This window comes from Pseudomonas massiliensis (assembly GCF_000826105.1).
GTDB classification, from domain to species: Bacteria; Pseudomonadota; Gammaproteobacteria; order Pseudomonadales; family Pseudomonadaceae; genus Aquipseudomonas; species Aquipseudomonas massiliensis.
Genome location: NZ_CCYK01000006.1, coordinates 492,127 through 511,731, shown reverse-complemented (window position 1 = coordinate 511,731; position 19,605 = coordinate 492,127). Strand labels below are relative to the sequence as shown.

The 19,605-nt window shown below is 63.4% G+C and carries 10 protein-coding genes and 2 pseudogenes; 5 read left to right on the top strand and 7 right to left on the bottom strand.

What is annotated here, in order from left to right; translation table 11 throughout:
• The first annotated feature begins 32 nt into the window (after positions 1-32).
• A complete protein-coding gene (locus BN1188_RS08315; protein ID WP_052469212.1) occupies positions 33-1,760 on the top strand; it encodes a long-chain-fatty-acid--CoA ligase in 1,728 nt (575 codons plus the stop codon).
• A gap of 172 nt (positions 1,761-1,932) precedes the next feature.
• Complete coding sequence (fadD1, locus tag BN1188_RS08310) at positions 1,933-3,630, top strand: long-chain-fatty-acid--CoA ligase FadD1 (RefSeq protein ID WP_040260937.1); 1,698 nt, start codon at positions 1,933-1,935, stop codon at positions 3,628-3,630.
• Between the two features lie 266 nt (positions 3,631-3,896).
• Here the strand turns inward: fadD1 and BN1188_RS08305 are convergent, their stop codons facing one another.
• The 3 genes from BN1188_RS08305 to BN1188_RS21690 form a co-directional block, all read right to left on the bottom strand.
• Entirely contained in the window at positions 3,897-5,180 is a 1,284-nt protein-coding gene (locus tag BN1188_RS08305) for an NAD(P)/FAD-dependent oxidoreductase (RefSeq protein WP_040260936.1), read from the bottom strand.
• 22 nt (positions 5,181-5,202) lie between these two features.
• On the bottom strand, positions 5,203-6,564 hold the full coding sequence (locus BN1188_RS08300) for a glutamine synthetase family protein (RefSeq protein ID WP_040260935.1): 1,362 nt from the start codon (positions 6,562-6,564) through the stop codon (positions 5,203-5,205).
• 73 nt (positions 6,565-6,637) lie between these two features.
• Positions 6,638-6,793, bottom strand: coding sequence for a hypothetical protein (locus BN1188_RS21690; protein WP_187375317.1), 156 nt, complete (start codon positions 6,791-6,793; stop codon positions 6,638-6,640).
• 163 nt (positions 6,794-6,956) lie between these two features.
• On the opposite strand from BN1188_RS21690, the gene hrpA reads away from it, so the two are divergent.
• Together hrpA and BN1188_RS08290 are read left to right on the top strand one after the other, a co-directional pair.
• The gene (gene hrpA / locus BN1188_RS08295) at positions 6,957-10,868 is read left to right on the top strand and encodes an ATP-dependent RNA helicase HrpA (protein ID WP_040260934.1); all 3,912 of its coding nucleotides are present in this window, start codon (positions 6,957-6,959) and stop codon (positions 10,866-10,868) included.
• 102 nt (positions 10,869-10,970) lie between these two features.
• Positions 10,971-12,092 (top strand): beta-ketoacyl-ACP synthase III, encoded by a 1,122-nt coding sequence (locus tag BN1188_RS08290; RefSeq protein WP_040260933.1) that lies wholly within the window; start codon positions 10,971-10,973, stop codon positions 12,090-12,092.
• A 377-nt stretch (positions 12,093-12,469) separates the two neighbouring features.
• Here the strand turns inward: BN1188_RS08290 and BN1188_RS08285 are convergent, their stop codons facing one another.
• The gene (locus BN1188_RS08285; protein WP_040260932.1) at positions 12,470-13,741 is read right to left on the bottom strand and encodes a putative porin; all 1,272 of its coding nucleotides are present in this window, start codon (positions 13,739-13,741) and stop codon (positions 12,470-12,472) included.
• A gap of 385 nt (positions 13,742-14,126) precedes the next feature.
• Between BN1188_RS08285 and BN1188_RS08280 the strand changes: the two genes are divergently transcribed.
• Positions 14,127-15,251 carry a GNAT family N-acetyltransferase gene (locus BN1188_RS08280; protein ID WP_040261429.1) on the top strand — a complete coding sequence of 375 codons (1,125 nt, stop codon included), beginning with the start codon at positions 14,127-14,129 and terminating at the stop codon, positions 15,249-15,251.
• A gap of 10 nt (positions 15,252-15,261) precedes the next feature.
• Here the strand turns inward: BN1188_RS08280 and BN1188_RS22290 are convergent.
• The 3 genes and pseudogenes from BN1188_RS22290 to BN1188_RS08270 form a co-directional block, all read right to left on the bottom strand.
• Positions 15,262-15,696: pseudogene (locus tag BN1188_RS22290) on the bottom strand (methyl-accepting chemotaxis protein); the annotation flags it as partial.
• A 105-nt stretch (positions 15,697-15,801) separates the two neighbouring features.
• Positions 15,802-16,488: pseudogene (locus BN1188_RS22285) on the bottom strand (PAS domain-containing protein); the annotation flags it as partial.
• 300 nt (positions 16,489-16,788) lie between these two features.
• Positions 16,789-19,380 carry a bifunctional diguanylate cyclase/phosphodiesterase gene (locus tag BN1188_RS08270; protein WP_040260930.1) on the bottom strand — a complete coding sequence of 864 codons (2,592 nt, stop codon included), beginning with the start codon at positions 19,378-19,380 and terminating at the stop codon, positions 16,789-16,791.
• Between the last annotated feature and the right edge of the window lie 225 nt (positions 19,381-19,605).

The window sequence follows — 19,605 nt, the reverse complement described above, 5'->3', positions numbered from 1 at the left end:
GAAGCCCGCGCTTCAAGCAGGGGAAAACAACAATGCAACCCGACTTCTGGCAGGACAAGCGCCCCCAGGGCGTACCTTCGGTAATCGACTTCAACGCCTGGCAATCAGTGGTTGACGTCTTCCAGCACGCCTGTCGCCGCTTCGCCGACAAGCCCGCCTTCAGCAACATGGGCCGCACCCTGACCTATGCAGAGCTGGAGCGAGAGGCGCTGGGCTTCGCTTCATGGTTGCAGCAGCACACGAACCTGCTGCCTGGCGACCGCATCGCGGTGCAACTGCCCAATGTTTCCCAATACCCTATCGCCGTGTTCGGCGCCCTGTGCGCCGGCTTGATCGTGGTGAACACCAATCCCTTGTACACCGTTCGGGAAATGCGCCATCAGTTCAAGGATTCCGGCGCGCGGGCGCTGGTGTACCTGAATCTCTTCGGCGACCGGGTGCAAGAGGTGGTCAAGGACACGCCCATCGATTACCTGATCGAGGCGCGCATGGGCGACCTGCTGCCTCCCGCCAAGGGCTGGCTGGTCAACCTGGCGGTAGCGCGCTTCAAGAAAATGGTGCCCGAATATCGCCTCCCGCGGGCGGTCCGCTTCAACGAGGCCTTGCGTGTCGGGCGCAAGGGCGCCGTCACGCCGGTACCCTTGCAGCGCGGCGACATCGCCGTGCTGCAGTACACCGGCGGCACCACAGGGCAGGCCAAGGGCGCCATGCTGACCCACGGCAACCTGTTGGCGAACATGCAGCAGATGCACGCATGGTTTCGCCAGCTGGGGCCCGACGGGCGCCCCCTGGTGGGCGAGGGAGAGGAAATCGCCATCGCACCCTTGCCGCTCTATCACATCTATGCGTTCACCGCCCACTGCCTGTGCATGATGGTGGCTGGCAACCATAACGTCCTCGTCACCAATCCACGAGACATTCCGGCCTTCATCAAGGAACTGGGGCGTTGGCGCTTCACGTCCTTCGTGGGCCTCAATACGCTGTTCGTGGCCCTTATGGATCATCCCGGGTTTGCCAGCCTCGATTTTTCCGGGCTCAAGGTGACCAATTCAGGCGGCACCGCGCTGGTCAGGGCCACCGCCGAGCGCTGGGAAGCCCTGACCGGTTGCCGCATCGCCGAGGGCTATGGCCTGACCGAAACCTCGCCAGTGGTATGCACTAACCCTTATGGCGCGGCCGCTCGCCTTGGCACGGTGGGCTTGCCCCTGGTCGGCACGGCTCTGAAAGTGGTGGACGAGCAGGGCAATGAATTGCCTCTTGGTGAGTCTGGCGAGCTTTGTGTGCAAGGCCCCCAGGTCATGAAAGGCTATTGGCAGCAGCCTGAGGCCACGGCTCAGGCGCTGGACGCGGACGGCTGGCTGCGCACCGGCGATATGGCGGTGATCGAAGCCGATGGTTTCGTGCGCATCGTCGATCGCAAGAAAGACATGATCATCGTTTCCGGCTTCAACGTTTATCCCAATGAGGTGGAAGACGTGGTGATGGCGCATCCTCAGGTACTCAACTGCGCTGCCATTGGCGTTCCGGATCCGCGTACGGGTGAAGCCGTACGGCTGTACGTCGTGCCCCGCGAAGGCGGCTGCGACGAAGCCAGCCTTCAGGCCTGGTGCAGGGAAAACCTGGCCGCCTACAAAGTGCCCCGTCAGGTGATAGTCCGCCAGAGCCTACCCATGACACCGGTAGGCAAGATCCTTCGACGTGCCCTGCGCGACGAAGCTCTCGCCGCGGAAGTCTCGAACCAGGCGGCCGGCAAGGTTTAGAGCAATTACTCTAAACGTGACCAAAGCTTCGCGGTGGGTTTTCAATATGACTTGATAGCCTGCCGTGGCTCTAGGCGGTATCTGGCAAAACTGCTAATCTCGGCGCGCTTTTGACATATCTATAAAAACCGCATCGAATGCGCTGATCTCGCTGCACGAGGAGCAGGGTTCCATGGCCGACAATTTCTGGACAGACAAGTACCCTCAAGGCATTCCGGCCGAGATCGATCCAGACGCCTATCCCAACATCCAGGCGGTGCTGCGAGCGTCGTGCCAGCGCTTCGCCGACAAGCCAGCTTTCAGCAACCTGGGCAAGACACTGACCTATGGCGAGCTGTATGAACTGTCCGGGGCATTCGCGGCCTGGCTGCAGCGACATACGGACCTGGTTCCTGGCGACCGCATCGCCGTACAGCTGCCCAACGTCCTTCAATACCCGGTGGCGGTGTTTGGTGCCATCCGCGCCGGCTTGATCGTGGTCAACACCAATCCCCTGTACACCGCGCGGGAAATGGAGCACCAGTTCAAGGATTCGGGCGCCAAGGCCCTCGTATGCCTGGCCAACATGGCTCACCTGGCGCAGGCCGTGGTTCCGCGTACTTCGGTGCGCCATGTGATCATCACCGAGGTGGCCGACCTGCTGCCGCCGGTCAAGCGCCTGCTGGTGAACAGCGTGGTGCGCTATGTTAAAAAGATGGTGCCGCCTTACCACATCCCGGATGCCGTGCCTTTCAACCAGGCCCTGGCCCTGGGGCGCGGCATTGCGGTAACCGAAGCCAACCCGCCCTCCGGGGATGTGGCCGTGCTGCAGTACACTGGCGGCACCACCGGGGTTGCCAAGGGCGCGATGCTGACCCATCGCAACCTGGTAGCCAACATGTTGCAGTGCAAGGCGCTGATGGGTTCCAACCTGGCCGAGGGATGCGAGATCCTCATCACCCCGCTGCCGCTCTACCATATCTACGCCTTTACCTTCCATTGCATGGCCATGATGCTCATGGGCAACCACAACGTGCTCATCAGTAACCCCCGCGACCTGTCGGCCATGGTCAAAGAGTTGGGCAAGTGGAAATTCACCGGTTTCGTAGGCCTCAATACGCTGTTCGTGGCCTTGTGCAATAACGCCGAATTCCGCCGACTGGACTTCTCGCCCCTCAAGCTCACGCTTTCGGGCGGCATGGCCCTGCAGGTGGCAGTGGCCGACCGTTGGCAGGAAGTCACTGGCTGCTCCATCTGCGAAGGCTACGGGATGACCGAAACCAGCCCGGTCGCTACCGTAAACCCCAAGCAGGCGGTGCAAATCGGCACCATCGGCATTCCAGTGCCTTCCACCTTGTGCCGGGTCATCGATGACACTGGCCGTGAACTCGGCCTTGGTGAAACAGGCGAACTCTGCGTAAAGGGCCCGCAGGTAATGAAAGGCTACTGGGAACGCCCGGACGCTACCGCTGAAATGCTCGATGAAGCCGGCTGGCTCAAGACCGGCGATATTGCGATCATTCAACCGGATGGCTATATCCGCATCGTCGACCGCAAGAAGGATATGATCCTGGTCTCCGGTTTCAACGTCTATCCCAACGAGCTGGAAGATGTCCTGGTAACCCTGCCAGGCGTGTTCCAGTGCGCGGCCATCGGCATCCCCGATGAAAAATCCGGCGAGGCCATCAAGGTATTCGTGGTGATCAAGCCGGGCATGAGCCTGACCAAGGATCAGGTTCTGGACCACATGCGCGCCAATGTCACTGGCTACAAGGTGCCGAAGGCCGTGGAGTTCCGTGACAGCCTGCCCACTACCAACGTAGGGAAGATCCTGCGCCGCGAACTGCGTGACGCAGAGCTCAAGAAGCTGGGCCTGAAGAAAACCGCCTGAGCTCCCGCAGCAGCGATTCCCCAGCTTGCGCTGGGTCCCACAGGTTTCCGGTTGGCTTAGGGTTCAGTTCATCCTGTGGGAGGCAGCGGCAGCTGCCGAATGATCGCAAGGGTCTGGCAGCGATTCCCCAGCTGGCGCTGGGTCCTACAGGTTTCCGGTTGGCTCAGGGGTTCAGTTCATCCTGTGGGAGGCAGCGGCAGCTGCCGAATGATCGCGCAGGTTTTGCAGCGGTTCCCCACCTGCCGCTGGGTCCAGCAGGTTTCGGGCTAGCGCAGCTTTTCCAGCATCTGGTAATACCACATGCCTGCCGCGAGCAAGGGATTGCCCAGCAGCCTCCCGGCCGGTACCCGGACGTGACGGCACTGGGCAAAGGTGTCGAAGCGGTTGAGGGTACCGCTGACCGCTTCGGCCATGATTTCTCCCATGATGTGACTGGTAGCGATGCCGTGGCCCGAATAGCCTTGGCAATACCAGACATTCTCGGACAGCTTGCCCAATTGCGGAATCCGGTTGACCACGATGCCCATGGCGCAGCTCCACTGGAAGTCGATGGGCACGCCCTTGAGGCGGGGGAAGGTGCGCTCGATGCAGGGCCTCAGTTCCCCGGCGATATCCCGCGAATCCCTGCCTGAATAGTTGGCACCACCGCCGAACAGTAGGCGGCCGTCGGCGGTGAACCGGTAATAGTCCAGCACGAAGCGGCAGTCGTATACCGCCAGGTTCTGGGGATTGAGCTCCCGGGCCAGCTCGCCCAGCGGCGCCGTGGCGACGATGCTGCCCATGGCCGGGAAGATCTTGCCGCCCAGCCGGGCGGGCTCCAGCCGATGATAAACGTCACCGGCCAGCACCACCTGGGCTGCGTCGATGCGCCCATGGGCGGTCACCAGGGCCGGGCGTGGGCCGTGAACGATCTCCACGACCTCGCTGTTCTCGAACACCCGTGCGCCCAGGCCATGGGCGGCCCGGGCTTCGCCCAGGCACAGGTTCAAGGGATGCAGGTGCAGGTTGCGGGTATTTTTCAGCGCGCCTATGTAAAGGTCGCTTTGCAGGTGGTCCCGCACGCCGGCGCGGTCCAGTAACGTGACCCTGTCGCCCATGCCGCGGGTTTGGGCTTCGCTCAGGCTGGCGCGCAATTCGTCCATATGGGCCGGCTTGAGGGCGGCATGCAGGTGGCCATGGCGCAGGTCGCAGTCGATGGCATAACGCGTCACCCTTTGCTCGATGATGTCGTGACCGCGCCAGCGCAACGCCCAGATGAAGTCATCCACCTGTCCGCCCAGGCGGACGCGCATCTGCTTGCGCATCGCCTGATCTCCGGAGAGGCTGCCGGTGACCTGGCCACCGTTGCGCCCGCTGGCGCCCCAGCCGACCTTGTTCTGCTCGACGATGGCCACGCGGTAGCCGCGCTCGGCCAGTTCCACGGCCGTGGCGACGCCGGTGAAGCCGCCGCCGATGATGGCCACGTCCACTTCATAGGTGCCTTGGCAGACGGGGTAATCGCTCTCCTGGCCAATGGTCGCGGTGTAATAGGAAGGGCTACGAGGGGTCATGCTCTTTACTCCGGATGCAGGCTCAGGCTTGGGTCAGATACCAGCGCCAGTCTTGCTCGCTGACTTCGGCCATGAATTGTCGATATTCGGCGCGCTTTACCGCCAGGTACACCCGCCGGAAGCCATCGCCGAACGCCTCACGCACCCACGGCGACGCCTCGAAGGCGTTCAAGGCGCTCAGCCAGTCCGTGGGCAGGAAGGTGGTGGCCTGGGCATAGCCGTTGCCTTGCACGGGCGCACCAGGGTCGAGCTGGCGGCGGATGCCATCTTCGATAGCGGCCAGTATTGCCGCTGCCGCGAGGTAAGGGTTGGCATCAGCGCCACAGACGCGGTGTTCAATATGCCGGCTGGAAGCGGGGCCGCCCGGTACGCGCAGGCTGACGGTGCGGTTGTCCACGCCCCAGGTGGGCGCCAGGGGGGCATAGCTGTTGGCCTGGAAGCGGCGATAGGAGTTGGCGTTGGGGCAGAACAGCAACAGGCTGTCGAGCAGGTGTTCGAGCATGCCGCCGACCGCCTGGCCTAGCAGAGGCGTGCCGGCTTTGTCTTCGCTGGCGAACAGGTTGCGGCCTCGGTCATCCGCCAGGCTTACATGCATGTGCATCCCCGTGCCGGCCAGGTGGCCGAAGGGTTTGGCCATGAAGCAGGCTTGCATGCCATGACGGTGGGCCACGCCCCTGACCAGGCGCTTGTAGCGCACGGCCTGGTCCATGGCCTGCAAGGCCGGACCATGCTCCAGGGTGATCTCTACCTGACCAGGCGCGTATTCGGAGATGGCCGTGCGCGCCGGTATCCCCTGCAGCCTGCAGGCGCTGTACAGGTCGGCCAGGAAGGGCTCGATCTGTTCCAGCTCGCGCAGGCCATAGACCTGGGTGGCTCGAGGCCGGCCGCCATCGGCATCCAGTGCCGGTTGCGGTCGGCCCTGGCCGTCGCGTTGCTGGTCGAGCAGGTAGAATTCCAGCTCGCATGCCATCACCGGATGTAAGCCGATGGCTTCCAGCCGCTGGATCGCCCCGGCCAGAAGGTGGCGAGGGTCGGCGACCGTGGCAGGCATGCCCTCTACCGGGTGCATGCTTACCTGCAGCGCTGCCGTGGGAATCTGTCGCCAGGGCAGCGGAACCAGACTTCCCGGCAGGGGATAGGCGCGGCAGTCGATATCGCCCACGTCCCAGACGAGGCCGGAGCCTTCCACATCTTCGCCCTGCAGCGTCAGGCCCAGCATGGTGCTGGGCAACGGCCGGCCGCTACGGTAGGTGTCCAGCAATTCCTCCCGGTGCAGCAGCTTGCCCCGGGGCACGCCACTGGCGTCGAGAATGAAAAGCTCGAACAGCTCGATGTCGGGCTGTTCCTGCAGGAACAGCCGCGCTTCTACTTCGTTGGCAAACATGGCTCACTCGCTCGCGCCGTCCAGGCGCACGGTTTCACAGCCGTGCCGCGGCGGCACGGGTTATGGGGAAGCCTTAAGCGAGGGTGTCCGGCGGGCGAGCATGGCGGCAATGCCACAGGGCCCAGAAGGCGAGAATGACGTTGAACAGTGGATTCTGCCCAGGATGCTCGCCGCGCTTCGCGAAGGAAGGGCCGGTAGCGTTGCGCGAGAGGAGGGCAGTAGCGGTCATGCCCGGATACTCACACGGCTTCGTTGTCCACTTCAACGGGCATTCGACGATCTTCACTGAGCTGCCGACTAAACATCGAGCGGCCCTTGAGAGCCCCTAAGGGGGCGCAAATCTGCGACAATCGGCCCTACTTTTTCCTGCCGTGCCCCTTCGGGCCTGACTGATGACCGAATCGACGCCTTCCTTCGATACCCTGCTGCGCAACCTCGACCAAGCCCAGACCGCCGACCGCCACCGCCTGCGCCGCCAGCTCCAGGAGCTGCGCAAGACACCTGACGAAGCCAAGCTGGCGCGTTGGCTGGAGCGCTATCGTGCTTCCTGCGCGGCCGTGGAGGCGCGTCGCGCGAGCGTGCCGCGCATCGCTTATGACGACCAACTGCCCATCGCCGCCAAGCGGGACGAGATCAAGGCCCTGATCGCCGAACACCAGGTGGTGGTGATCGCCGGCGAGACGGGCTCGGGCAAGACCACCCAGTTGCCCAAGATCTGCCTTGAGCTGGGCCGCGGCCAGGCGGGCTTGATCGCCCATACCCAGCCCCGGCGGATCGCCGCCCGCAGCGTGGCCACCCGGGTGGCCGAGGAGCTGGGCACGCCCCTGGGTGGCCTGGTCGGCTACCAGGTGCGTTTCGAGGATCAGACCGGCCCCAGCAGCCTGGTCAAGCTGATGACCGACGGTATCCTGCTGGCGGAAACCCAGCATGACCGCTTCCTCGAACGCTACGACACCATCATCGTCGACGAAGCCCACGAGCGCAGCCTGAACATCGATTTCCTGCTGGGCTACCTGAAAACCCTGCTGCCACGCCGGCCAGACCTCAAGGTCATCATCACCTCGGCGACCATCGACCTGGAGCGGTTCTCCAAGCATTTCGATGGCGCGCCCGTAATCGAGGTGTCCGGGCGTACTTACCCGGTGGACCTCTGGTACCGCCCCTTGGTGGGCGAGCAGGACGAAGACGGCAATCCGGTGGAGGAGGACCTCACCGTGGATCAGGGCATCCTGGCCGCGCTTGAGGAACTGGCCGAGCTGGAGCGCCGCGAACGCAAGACCCCCGGCGATGTGCTGGTGTTCCTGCCGGGCGAGCGCGAGATCCGCGATGCCGCGGACTATCTGCGCAAGGCCCAGCTACGCCATACGGAAATCCTGCCACTGTATGCGCGCTTGTCGCCCGCCGAGCAGCAGCGCATCTTCCAGGCCCATCCCGGCCGCCGGGTGGTGCTGGCTACCAACGTGGCGGAAACCTCACTGACGGTACCGGGCATTCGCTATGTGATCGACACCGGCACCGCGCGGGTCAGCCGCTACAGCTACCGGGCCAAGGTCCAGCGCCTTCCGATCGAGGCGGTGTCCCAGGCCAGCGCCAACCAGCGCAAGGGGCGCTGTGGTCGGGTCGAGCCCGGGCTGTGCATCCGCCTCTACAGCGAAGAAGACTTCAACGCTCGCCCTGCATTCACCGACCCGGAAATCCTGCGCACCAACCTGGCGGCGGTGATCCTGCAGATGCTGCATCTGCGCCTGGGTGCCATCGATGCCTTCCCGTTCATCGAGCCGCCGGACGGCAAGGCGGTGAGCGATGGCTTCAATTTGTTGCAGGAACTGCGCGCCGTTGACCGGGACAACCGGCTCACGCCGCTGGGGCGGCAGTTGGCCAGGCTGCCCGTAGACCCGCGCCTGGGGCGGATGTTGCTGGAGGGCGCGGAGCAGGGCAGCCTCGCCGAGGTGCTGATCGTGGCCAGCGCCCTGTCCGTGCAGGACCCGCGCGAGCGGCCGCCTGAGCGGCAGCAGGCTGCCGACCAGGCCCACGCCCAATGGAAGGACGTGGACTCGGACTTCACCGCCCTGGTCAACCTGTGGAACGGCTTCGAGGCCCAGCGCCAGGCGTTGGGCTCCAACCCGCTGCGCAACTGGTGTCGCAAGCAATTCCTCAACTATCTGCGCTTGCGCGAATGGCGAGACGCTCACCGCCAGCTCGCTTTGATCTGTCGGGAGCTGCAACTGCCGGTCAACCCTGAACCCTGCGACTACGCCAAGCTGCACAAGGCCATTCTGTCCGGGCTGCTCAGCCAGATCGGGCAGAAATCCGAGGAAGGGGACTACCTGGGGGCTCGGCAGCGGCGATTCTGGGTTCACCCTTCCAGCGGAATCGGCCGCAAGCGGCCTCAATGGCTGATGGCCGCCGAGCTGGTGGAAACCACCAAGCTGTATGCCCGCATGGTGGCCAAGATCGACAATCAGTGGCTCGAGCCCCTGGCCGAGCATTTGACCAAGCGCAACCACTTCGAACCCCATTGGGAAAAGAAGCGCGGCCAGGTGGTGGCCTACGAGCAGGTCACGCTCTATGGTCTGATCATCGTCGGCCGCCGGCCGGTGCATTTCGGCCCCATCGACCCGGTGGCCTCGCGGGAGCTGTTCATTCGCGAAGGCCTGGTGCGTGGCGAGATCCAGTCCAAGGCCCGCTGCCTGGGTGCCAATCGCGCTCTGCTGGAGCGGCTCGACGAACTGGAGGCCAAGGCCCGCCGACGGGATATCCTGGCCGATGAAGAAACCCTGTACGCCTTCTACGAAGCGCGGCTTCCTGAACACATTTACCAGACCGCCACCTTCGACAGCTGGTATCGCGCCCAGAGCCAGAAAGACCCCGACCTGCTGATCATGCGCGAGGAGGACGTGCTGGCCCGGGAGGCCACCGAGGTCACCGCCGCGCTCTATCCCGACACCCTCAGGCTGGGCGAATTGGCGTTGCCGTTGACCTACCACTTCGAACCTGGCGACCCGCGCGATGGCGTTACTGTTCGGGTACCGGCACCGCTGCTCCCAAGCCTGCCCGCCGAGCGCCTGGCCTGGCTGGTGCCAGGGTTGATCGAAGCCCGCTGCGTCGCCTTGATCCGCAACCTGCCCAAGGCCGTGCGCAAGAACTTCGTGCCCGTGCCTGACTTCGTCAAGGCGGCCCTGGCGCGAATGGTCTTTGGTCAGGGCGCGCTGCCCCAGGCTCTGGGGGCCGAGCTGACCCGCATGACGGGCGCCCGGGTAAGCGACGAGGAGTGGGGCGAAGCGGAGCGTGCCCTGGAAGGGCACTTGAGGATGAACATCGAGGTGGTGGATGCCAGCGGCAAGTTCCTTGGCGAGGGGCGTGACCTGGATACCCTGGCGGCCCGCTTCTCCGAAGCCGGACAGGCCGCCCTGGCCTTGCCGACTGCCAGCAAGGCGCCGGAGCCTGTGCAGTCCAAGGGGTTCTCCGCCGTAGCCCAGACGGCGCGGCAAAACGTGGCCGGGCTGCAGCTCACGGTGTACCCGGCCTTGGTGGAAGAGCAGGGCGAAGTCCGCGAAGGCCGTTTCTCAACCGCCGCCGAAGCGGATTACCAGCACCGTCGCGCCTTGCAGCGCCTGTTGCTGCAACAGCTGGCCGAGCCCGCCCGCTTCCTGCGCGGCAAGCTCCCGGGGCAGACCCAGATGGGCCTCTTGTACCGCGAATTGGGCCGCATCGAGGCGCTGGTCGAAGACATCCTGCTGGCCAGCCTGGACGCCTGCATACTCGAAGGCGAAGCCAGCCTGCCCCGTGATGGCGCCGGCCTGGCCAGCCTGGCCGAGCGCAAGCGTGGCGCCTGGGCCGAGCACGCCGAACGCCTGGCGCGGCTGGTACTGGAAATCCTGACCCTTTGGCATGGCCTGCAGAAGCGCTTCAAGGGCCGTATCGACCTTGCCCAGGCGGTATCGCTCAATGATGTCAAGCAGCAGCTGGCCGCCCTGATCTATGCTGGTTTCGTACGGGAAACCCCCGTCCACTGGCTCAAGGAGCTACCACGCTACCTCAGAGCAGTGGAGTTGCGGCTCGACAAGCTGGGTGCCCAGGTCCAGCGTGACCGGGTGTGGAGCGCGGAGCTGGGCGGGCTGTGGGCCCAATACCAGGCGCGGGCGACCAAGCACGCCCAGGAGGGCAGGCGCGACCCCGAACTGGTCACTTACCGCTGGTGGCTGGAGGAATACCGGGTATCGCTTTTCGCCCAGCAGCTGGGCACCCGCGTGCCCATTTCGGACAAGCGTCTGGCCAAGCAGTGGGCGCTGGTCGAACCCTGATAGCGCCCCTGGGACACTGGGCAAAACCAGCACGTTCGTCCCAGGTGTGGCAAAATCCGCCTCCGTCGCCTGCGAGGCGCTCCAACATTCAGAGGAACGAGCGTGTATAACGTCGTGATAAGTGGCACCGGGCTGTTCACGCCGCCCTACAGCATCAGCAACGAAGAGCTGGTGGAGTCGTTCAATACCTGGGTACAGCAGGAAAACGCCGCCCATGCCGAGGCTATCGCCCGCGGCGAACGCGAGCCGCTGCCCGAGTCCAACGCCGCCTTCATCGAAAAGGCCAGCGGCATCAAGAGCCGCTACGTGATGGACAAGGCCGGCATTCTCGACCCCCTGCGCATGGTGCCGCGCCTGCCGGAGCGCAGTAACGACGAGCCTTCCATCCTGTGCGAGATGGCGGTGGCCGCCGCGCGCCAGGCCCTGGAACGCGCCGGCCGCACGGCCGCCGACGTGGACGCGGTGATCGTCGCCTGCTCCAACCTGCAGCGGCCCTACCCGGCGGTGGCCATCGAAGTGCAACAGGCCCTGGGTATCCAGGGGTTCGGCTTCGACATGAACGTGGCCTGTTCCTCGGCCACCTTCGGCATCCAGATGGCCTGCAACGCGGTGCAGCTGGGGCAGGCCCGGGCTGTGCTGGTGGTGGACCCGGAAATCTGCACCGGGCACCTGAATTTCCGTGACCGCGACAGCCACTTCATTTTCGGTGACGCGGCAACCGCCGTGCTGCTCGAGCGTGCCGACCTGGCCAGCTCGCCTTACCAGTTCGAGGTACTCAGTACCAAGCTGCTCACTCAGTTCTCCAACAACATTCGCAACAACTTCGGCTTCCTCAATCGGGCGGCGGAAGAGGGCGTCGGTGGCGATGACAAGCTGTTCGTGCAGGAAGGGCGCAAGGTCTTCCGTGAGGTCTGCCCCATGGTGGCCGAGCTTATCGGCAAGCATCTGGAAGAGAACGATATCCAGGTCAGTCGGGTTTCGCGCTTCTGGCTGCACCAGGCCAACCTGAGCATGAACCAGCTGATCGTGAAGAAGCTTCTGGGTCGCGATGCCAGCGCCGAGGAAGCACCGGTAATCCTCGATACCTATGCCAATACCAGTTCCGCGGGTTCGGTGATTGCCCTGCACAAGCACCAGGACGACTTGCCCAGTGGCGCTCTCGGGGTGCTGAGTTCGTTTGGCGCGGGCTACTCGATCGGCAGTGTGATTCTGCGCAAGCGGTAAGCGCCAGCACGGCTTCCCCAGCTGGCGCTGGGTCCCACCGAGGTCCAGCCAGTGAAGGCTTAGCTCAGGTTAGCCCGGTAGGAGGCAGCGAAGCTGCCGAATAGGCGGATCTCGGAGGGTAGATTCCCCAGCTGGCGCTGGGTCCCACCGGGGTCCAGCCAGTGAAGGCTTAGCTCAGGTTCGCCCGGTAGGAGGCAGCGAAGCTGCCGAATAGGCGGATCTCGGAGGGTACATTCCCCGGCTGGTGCTGGGTCCCACCGAGTGGTCGAACAGATGGGGTTCGGTTCAGGTTGAACGAAGCCGCGCCGACGCCTGCCAGGGGTGGATGAGGTCCCTGAGAGGCGCCGGCGCGGCTGGCGAACGGTATTGCCGGTGAATCAGAACTTCGCTTCCACGTCCACCTGCAGGGTGTCTACGTCGGCGTTGGTCTTGTTGGTCACGTAGGTATCAGACTCGGCCATGAAGTAGGTCGCGCCCAGAGCAAAGTTCTTGTCGATGTCGTAGGACACCTTCAGCTTGTGCCCGCGAGCGCCGGTGTAGCCGCCGCCGAAGTCCGAATCGGTGAAGGCACCGACCACCGCGTTACGCTGCACGTCACGATAGTTGTAGTCCAGGCCCCACTTGTCGAATACCTTGGTCTTGGCGCCTACCAGCCAGGCGGTGTCGTGGTCGTCGCTGGCGTCGGCGTTCTTCACGAACTGACCATAAACGGCGAGAGGGATGGCCAGACCGCTAACGTCCATCTGGGCGAAGCCTTCATACAACTTGAATTCTTCGTTGCGGGTGTTGCCGTTGATCGACAGGGTGGTCGCGGTATCTTCGCCTTCGCCGTCGAACCCGTACACGCTGCCGCCCACGGTCAGCTTCAGATTGTCGGTCAGACCGAAGCGGCCACCGAGTTGGCCAGCGTACATCTTCATATCGTGGCGGAACTGCACGCCTTCGCCGTCGACGTTGTCCTTGAGGTTGTAATAGCCAGCGCTGCCGAACAGTTCGTTCTTGCCGCCAAGGGAGTGCTTGTAGGTCGCGGTCAGGCCTTCGGGGTTGATGTCCCCGTCCCAGATCACGTCGCCCATGTTTACCCACGGTTGCAGCATCTTGCCACCGATCAGATGCAGGTTAGGCAAGGCGGTAGGATGGTAGTCCAGGTAGGCCAGGTCGACCCAGGAACTCTTCTTGACGAAGTAGTTGTCCAGGTTTTCGTTGGTGGAACGGGCGTCGCTGCTGCTGCCAGTGGCCAGGCGGATGCCGGCGTCCACTTGCGGGTTGATCTCGCTGTACACACCGAAACGGGCGCGAACCCGTTGGCGGTCGGTGTCACGAGCAGCACCGCCATCGGCGTTCTGGTCTTCGTAACGAAGACGAACGTCACCTTTGATCTGGGTCTTGGCGGCCCAGGCCACCTTTTGCTCGAAGGCAGACAGTTCCTGCTTTTTCGCTTCCTGCGCTGCAGCGATCTGTTGCGCCTGCGCTTGCTTGTCACGCGCCAGCTCGCCTTGGAGTTCGGCGTATTGGCCGGCGCTGATCGAACCGTTGGCGCGGAGCATTTCCAGCAGTTTTTCGTCCACGGCAGCGTGGGCAGGCACGGTGGCAGCCAGCAGCATGGCGGCGCAAACACCCGCTCCGGTTCGTGTTGAAACAAGACGCATAAGGTTCTCCCTGGTTATTAAAGCGGGATGAATTCACCCCAAGGACAGGTCCGGAAGGACGGCATCGCGGGGTTGCGCCTGGGCTGCCCCGTCTTCGAAATCTGGCGCAAGTATTGCGGCGGCCTATGACAGGTTAGTGGCGAAAAGATGGCAGTTTCATGACAAGCGAAGCGGTACAAATAGCTCTGGCCCAAGGATTTTTCGCAATATATAGGCAAAGTGCCTTTATCTGGCGGTTCGGCATCCAGATAGGCTCGATCTATTGATAAAGAAACCGCGCGCCGCGGGTGAGATGAATGCTCCTCTCAGACCATCGGTATTGAAACCGAGAACTGCCGCAGGCTTTTACGCGATACTGCCTCTACGTCGAACTGAGGGGCGCATGATGAACATGCAGATCGTGAATCGCCTGGCCGAGGTGCCTGCCGCCTGCTGGGATGCCTTGTTGCCCCACGAGCAGCCCTTCCTGCGCCACGCCTTCCTGAGCAGTCTGGAAGACAGTGGCAGCCTTGGACCTGGTAGCGGTTGGCGGGCTGAACACTTGCTGGCCTGGGAGGGCGATGAGTTACGCGCCGCGCTGCCGGCCTACCGCAAGCGGCATTCGTATGGAGAGTATGTGTTCGATCACGGTTGGGCGGATGCCTGCCGGCGCGCGGGGCTGCGGTATTACCCAAAGTTGTTGTGCGCCGTGCCGTTCAGCCCGGTGACCGGGCCGCGGTTACTGGCGCCGGACCTGGAGCATGGCATGGACCTGATCCGGGCCCTGCCTGAACACTTGCTCGCTCAAGGGTACTCGGGAGCACATATCAATTTCACCGAGCCCGACCTGAACGAAAAAATGGCCACCGAGGCGCACTGGCTGGAGCGCTGGGGCTGCCAGTACCACTGGCATAACCGTGATTATCGGGATTTTCAGGATTTCCTCGACACCTTGAGCTCGCGCAAGCGCAAGCAGATGCGCAAGGAGCGTGAGCAGGTAGCGGCCCAGGGTTTCGAGTTCGAATGGATGTGCGGCGCAGAGCTGAGCGAGGCCCATTGGGACTTCGTCTATGCCTGTTATGCCAATACCTATGAGGTGCGCGGCCAGGCGCCTTACCTGGAACGTGCCTTCTTCAGCCTGCTGGCCGAGCGCATGCCCGAGGCGCTACGCGTGGTGTTCGCCCGTCAGCGGGGGCGGCCGGTAGCCATGGCGTTCTGCCTGATGGACAAGGGCACCCTGTATGGGCGCTACTGGGGGGGGCTGGCCGAATTCGATCGGCTGCACTTTGAAACCTGCTTCTACCAGGGCATGGACCAGGCCATCACCCTGGGGCTGACTCGGTTCGACGCAGGCGCCCAGGGCGAGCATAAACTGATTCGAGGATTCGAACCGGTGATCACCCGTTCCTGGCATTACCTGGCGCACCCTGGCCTGAGGGCGGCGGTGGCGGAGTTCCTCGAGCAGGAGCGCGCCGGCATTGCCCAATACGCGCTCGAAGCACGGCAAGCGCTGCCCTACCGACAAGGGTAGGGCAGGGCCGTCACTGACCCAGCTGGTTGGCGAACTGGCCGACCGCGCTGACCACTTTCTGCGCGCCGTCCTGGATCTCCACGATCACATCCCCGGCTTGCCCCGCCAGTTCCAGACCACTCTCAGCCTGCTGCTTGCCGGTAGCGATGACCGTCACCGCATCGGATGCCAGCTTCTGGTTCTGCTGCACCACGCCAGCGATCTCAGCGGTTGCCTGGGTGGTGCGGGAAGCCAATTGACGCACCTCGTCGGCAACCACGGCGAACCCACGACCCTGCTCGCCGGCCCGGGCCGCTTCGATGGCCGCGTTGAGCGCCAGCAGGTTGGTTTGCTCGGCGATGCCACTGATGGTCTTGATGATGGTGCTGATGACCTGGCTTTGCTGATCCAGTGCCTCGATGCCCTCGGCGGCGTCCTGCATGTGCTTGGCCAGGTCGCGCATCACCGCCACGGTTTCCTGGACCACATTGGCGCCGCGCTGCGCGCTGCTGTCCGTTTGCACCGAAGTGCTATAGGCAATGGTCGCGGCTTCCGCCACAGCCTGCTCACGATTTACCTGGTCGGTGATGACGGTCGCGAACTTCACTACCTTGATCAGCCGGTCGTTGGCGTCCAGCACCGGGTTATAGGAAGCTTCCAGCCATACCGGACGCCCATGGGCATCGACGCGTTCGAAACGTTGGGCCACGTATTCGCCACGGCGCAGACGCTCCCAGAAAGCCTGGTATTCAGACGAATTGTATTCATCGGGTCGGCAGAACAGGCGGTGATGCTTGCCTTTGATCTGCTCCAGGCGATAGCCCATGCCGTGCAGGAATTGCTCGTTGGCCGTGAGCACATGGCCTTGCAGGTCGAACTCGATGAAGGCCGTCGAGCGCATCAAGGCCTTGATCAGGCCTTCCTGTTCACGGGACGTTTCGATGGTACGGGTCAGATCGCTGGCATAGATGCAAAACTCATCGATTACCCCGTTCGGGTTGCGCATCGGCACCATCAGGCCACGAAGCCAGGCTTCCTTGCCGTTGCCGCGCGACAGGCGCAAGGCGCCGGCGAACGATTCACCTTTGTCGCAAGCATTGCGCACGCGCTGATGGAAAGGGTCATTCTTCACATGGGCGGGCACGATGTCATCGAGACGGCGGCCGATTAGATCCTGGCGGCGGTAGCACATCTCCTGCTCGAAGTTGGCGTTTACATCCAGAATGTGGCCCTGGGTATCCAGGCGCAGGACGATCATGTCCGCATTGAGTCCGTCACGGATCTGTTTAACGGCGGCCAGCTCTTCCCGGAGCGCGGCTAATTCAGCTTTGAGTTTGTTGTTGAACACGGCGGCACCCGACAAGAACAGAGGGAGGTTGCCATATCATCGGCCGGGAATGACTGACCTTTAACGGCTTTGTACCTAACCTCTACAAAAGTGCCATGGCTGGCCGACAGGCTGAATCGATTACCCCTGCACAGCGAAGCGGCGCGGCGCGTCCGTTGGTCGGCGAGCCCCCCATGGCTGTGTCCCAAGGGTTGATAAAAGCTGTACAGCTCAGCTTTCCCTGGTCGGCTGGAACAGCGCAGGGGACTCGGCCGTCGCCAGCAACTGTTCCAGGGATGCCTGGTCCACGGGCCGGCTCAGGAAATAGCCTTGCACTTCATGGCACTGATCGATGGTCAGGGCGCTGAGCTGCTGCTCGGTTTCCACGCCTTCGGCAGTCACCGTCATGCCCATGGCTTTGCCCAGGCTGATGATCGCCCTCACCACCGCCCGGTCGCCTTCCGAGGCGGTGCTGCCATTGAGCGCCGCGATGAAGCGGCGGTCGATCTTGATGCTGTCGAAGGGGTAGGCGCGCAGGTAGCCGAGGGACGAATAGCCCGTGCCAAAGTCGTCCATATTCAGGCGCACTCCCAGCTCCTTGAGGGCGATCATGGTAGCCAGGGCATTGTCGATAGCCGTGAGCATCACGTTCTCGGTGATCTCCAGTTCCAGTCGCTGCGCGGGCAGGCCGCTGGCGATCAGGGCGTCCCGCACATCCTTGACCACGTCGCTGCGAGCGAACTGAGCGGGCGAAAGGTTGACCGACACCATCAAGGGCGCAGGCCACTGACAGGCCGTGCGGCAGGCTTCGTACAGCACCCAGCGCCCCAAGGGCACGATCAGCTCCGATTGCTCGGCCAAGGGAATAAAGGTGTCCGGGCCGATCAGGCCTTCGATAGGGTGGTTCCAGCGCACCAGGGCCTCCACCGAGACAATGCTCAGCCCATTCACCTGATACCGGGGCTGATAGTGCAGCACCAGTTCTTCGTTGCGGATGGCCAGGCGCAGCTCACTTTCCAGGCGCCGACGATGCTGGATCTGCTCACTCATTTGTTCGGAGAAGTAACGCCAGGTGTTCTTGCCGCCGGCCTTGGCCTCGTACAGCGCAATATCCGCGCAGCGGATCAATTCATGGCCGTCATACCCCTGCAGGCGACTCTGAGCAATACCCAGGCTGGCCCCCACATGCAGGCTGTGTTCGCCATGCACAACTGGATGTTGCAGGCTGTCGATCAGGCGCTGGCAGAAGCGATCGATCTCGAAACGGTTTTCCGGGCCACACAGGATCAGCACGAACTCGTCGCCGCCCAGCCGGGCCACCAGGTCGAGGTCGCGGGTACTGGCCTTCAGACGCTTGGCGATTTCCCGCAACACGACGTCGCCCGCCGGATGTCCAAGGCTGTCGTTGATCGGCTTGAAGTTGCCCAGGTCGATGAGGATCAGTGTCAGGGGTGGCCCTTCCCCTCGAGTTGTCAGGGCTTCCTCCAGGTAACGTCCCAGCAGGTTACGGTTCGGCAGGCCGGTCAGCGGGTCGTGCAAGGACAGATGCTGGATCTGGGCCTGGGCCGCGACTTCGTCGGTAATGTCGGTGGCGGTGCCCCTGAAGCCGACGGCCTGGCCGCTGTCCATGATAGGGCGCGCGGAAACGCGACAGTGGCGGCGGTCGCCATTGTTGTCCCGGTAACCGCAGCGCAGTGTCGAGGTCGCGTTGGGGTGTTCCGGAAGCGAGGCCAGCCAGGGCGCGATGGGGGTGGTCTCGCAGCTGAGCAACTGGTCGACGGAAACGCCCATCAGGCTCTGGATGTCATAACCGGTCACCTGGGCGAAACGGGCCGAAAGATAGGTGAGGCGACCGCGGCCGTCGGTTTCCCAGATCCAGTCCGAGGCGGCTTCAGCCACGGCACGGAAGCGCTCTTCACTGGCTTCCAGGGCCCGGTTGCTGGCCTTGAGCACTTGCAGATGCTCATCGATGCGGCGTGATGCACGCATGGCGAAATAGAAGAAATAGGCCAACAGCAAGGCCAGAATGACCCCGATGGTGACCAGGGCTGGCAATACACTCCATAACAGCTCGCGCCCGGGCTGGGCCTGGTTCCAGGTGAGTTCGAAGCTGGTGCCATCCAGGGGCATGTGGGCCCTTGGCCCGGGCTGCCGGTCCACGCTAAGGTTTTTCAGGCCGAAGCTTTCGCCCATCAGCGCGAGTTTTTCAGGAGTCAGTTGATCGACGAAAACCAGCACGGGCAGCGTCTGGATCTCCTGCGCCGGCAGCGGCCGTTCAGGCTGAAGGACAGCGGCCACCAGCAGGGCGGGCCAACCGTTGAACAGCACATAGCGGCTGATGCCACGCTTTTGCGCGCCGGCTTCCCTGGCCGCGTCGACGATCTGCGCCTGGCCATGGTCGATGAACGAAGCGAAGGGCGCGTCGCTCAGCTGCCCTTTGTAAAGGGCGTAGCGGGTCTGTCGGCGATCAATGACGAACACCGCTTCGTAACCGGTGGTGGTATAGAGGGTGCTGCCCATATTGCGTTCTTCGAAGGCCCAGTGCCGGTTCAAGGGCTGGGCGGCCAAGGCATTGTAGGCTTCGTCCCACACGGCGTTGGTCAGCAACATGGCCATGTTGCCGGCGATCCTGGCGTCCAGAGCTCGCTGGGTGAAGAAACGGCTTTGCTCGATCTCAGTGCTGTCCAGCCGGTTGGCCAGGGCGAAGAGCGTCGCCAGCGCAGCGGCGAACGTAATGGCGAACAAGGCACCGACGATCAGCAAGAACCTGCGGGTGCGCAGGAATTGGGGCTTGCTGCCTGACGCGGACACGTTCGTTTCCATTGATCGGCAGGTTCCTTGTGCAAGGCCGCGGAGTTCGCCACGCTCTGCCTGACGCGAGCGGCGACGTGGCCTCCTTGCAAGCCACGGGTCCTGCGCGCCAGGGCTTATGATATCTCGACGAACCAGGGCGGCGGAGGTTCCAGAAAGCGTAGACCGACCGTCAGCGGCCCGGCGCTGTCTTCATGCAAGAGCAGGGCGGCCTCTGTATGCTGAACGGCCACAGCC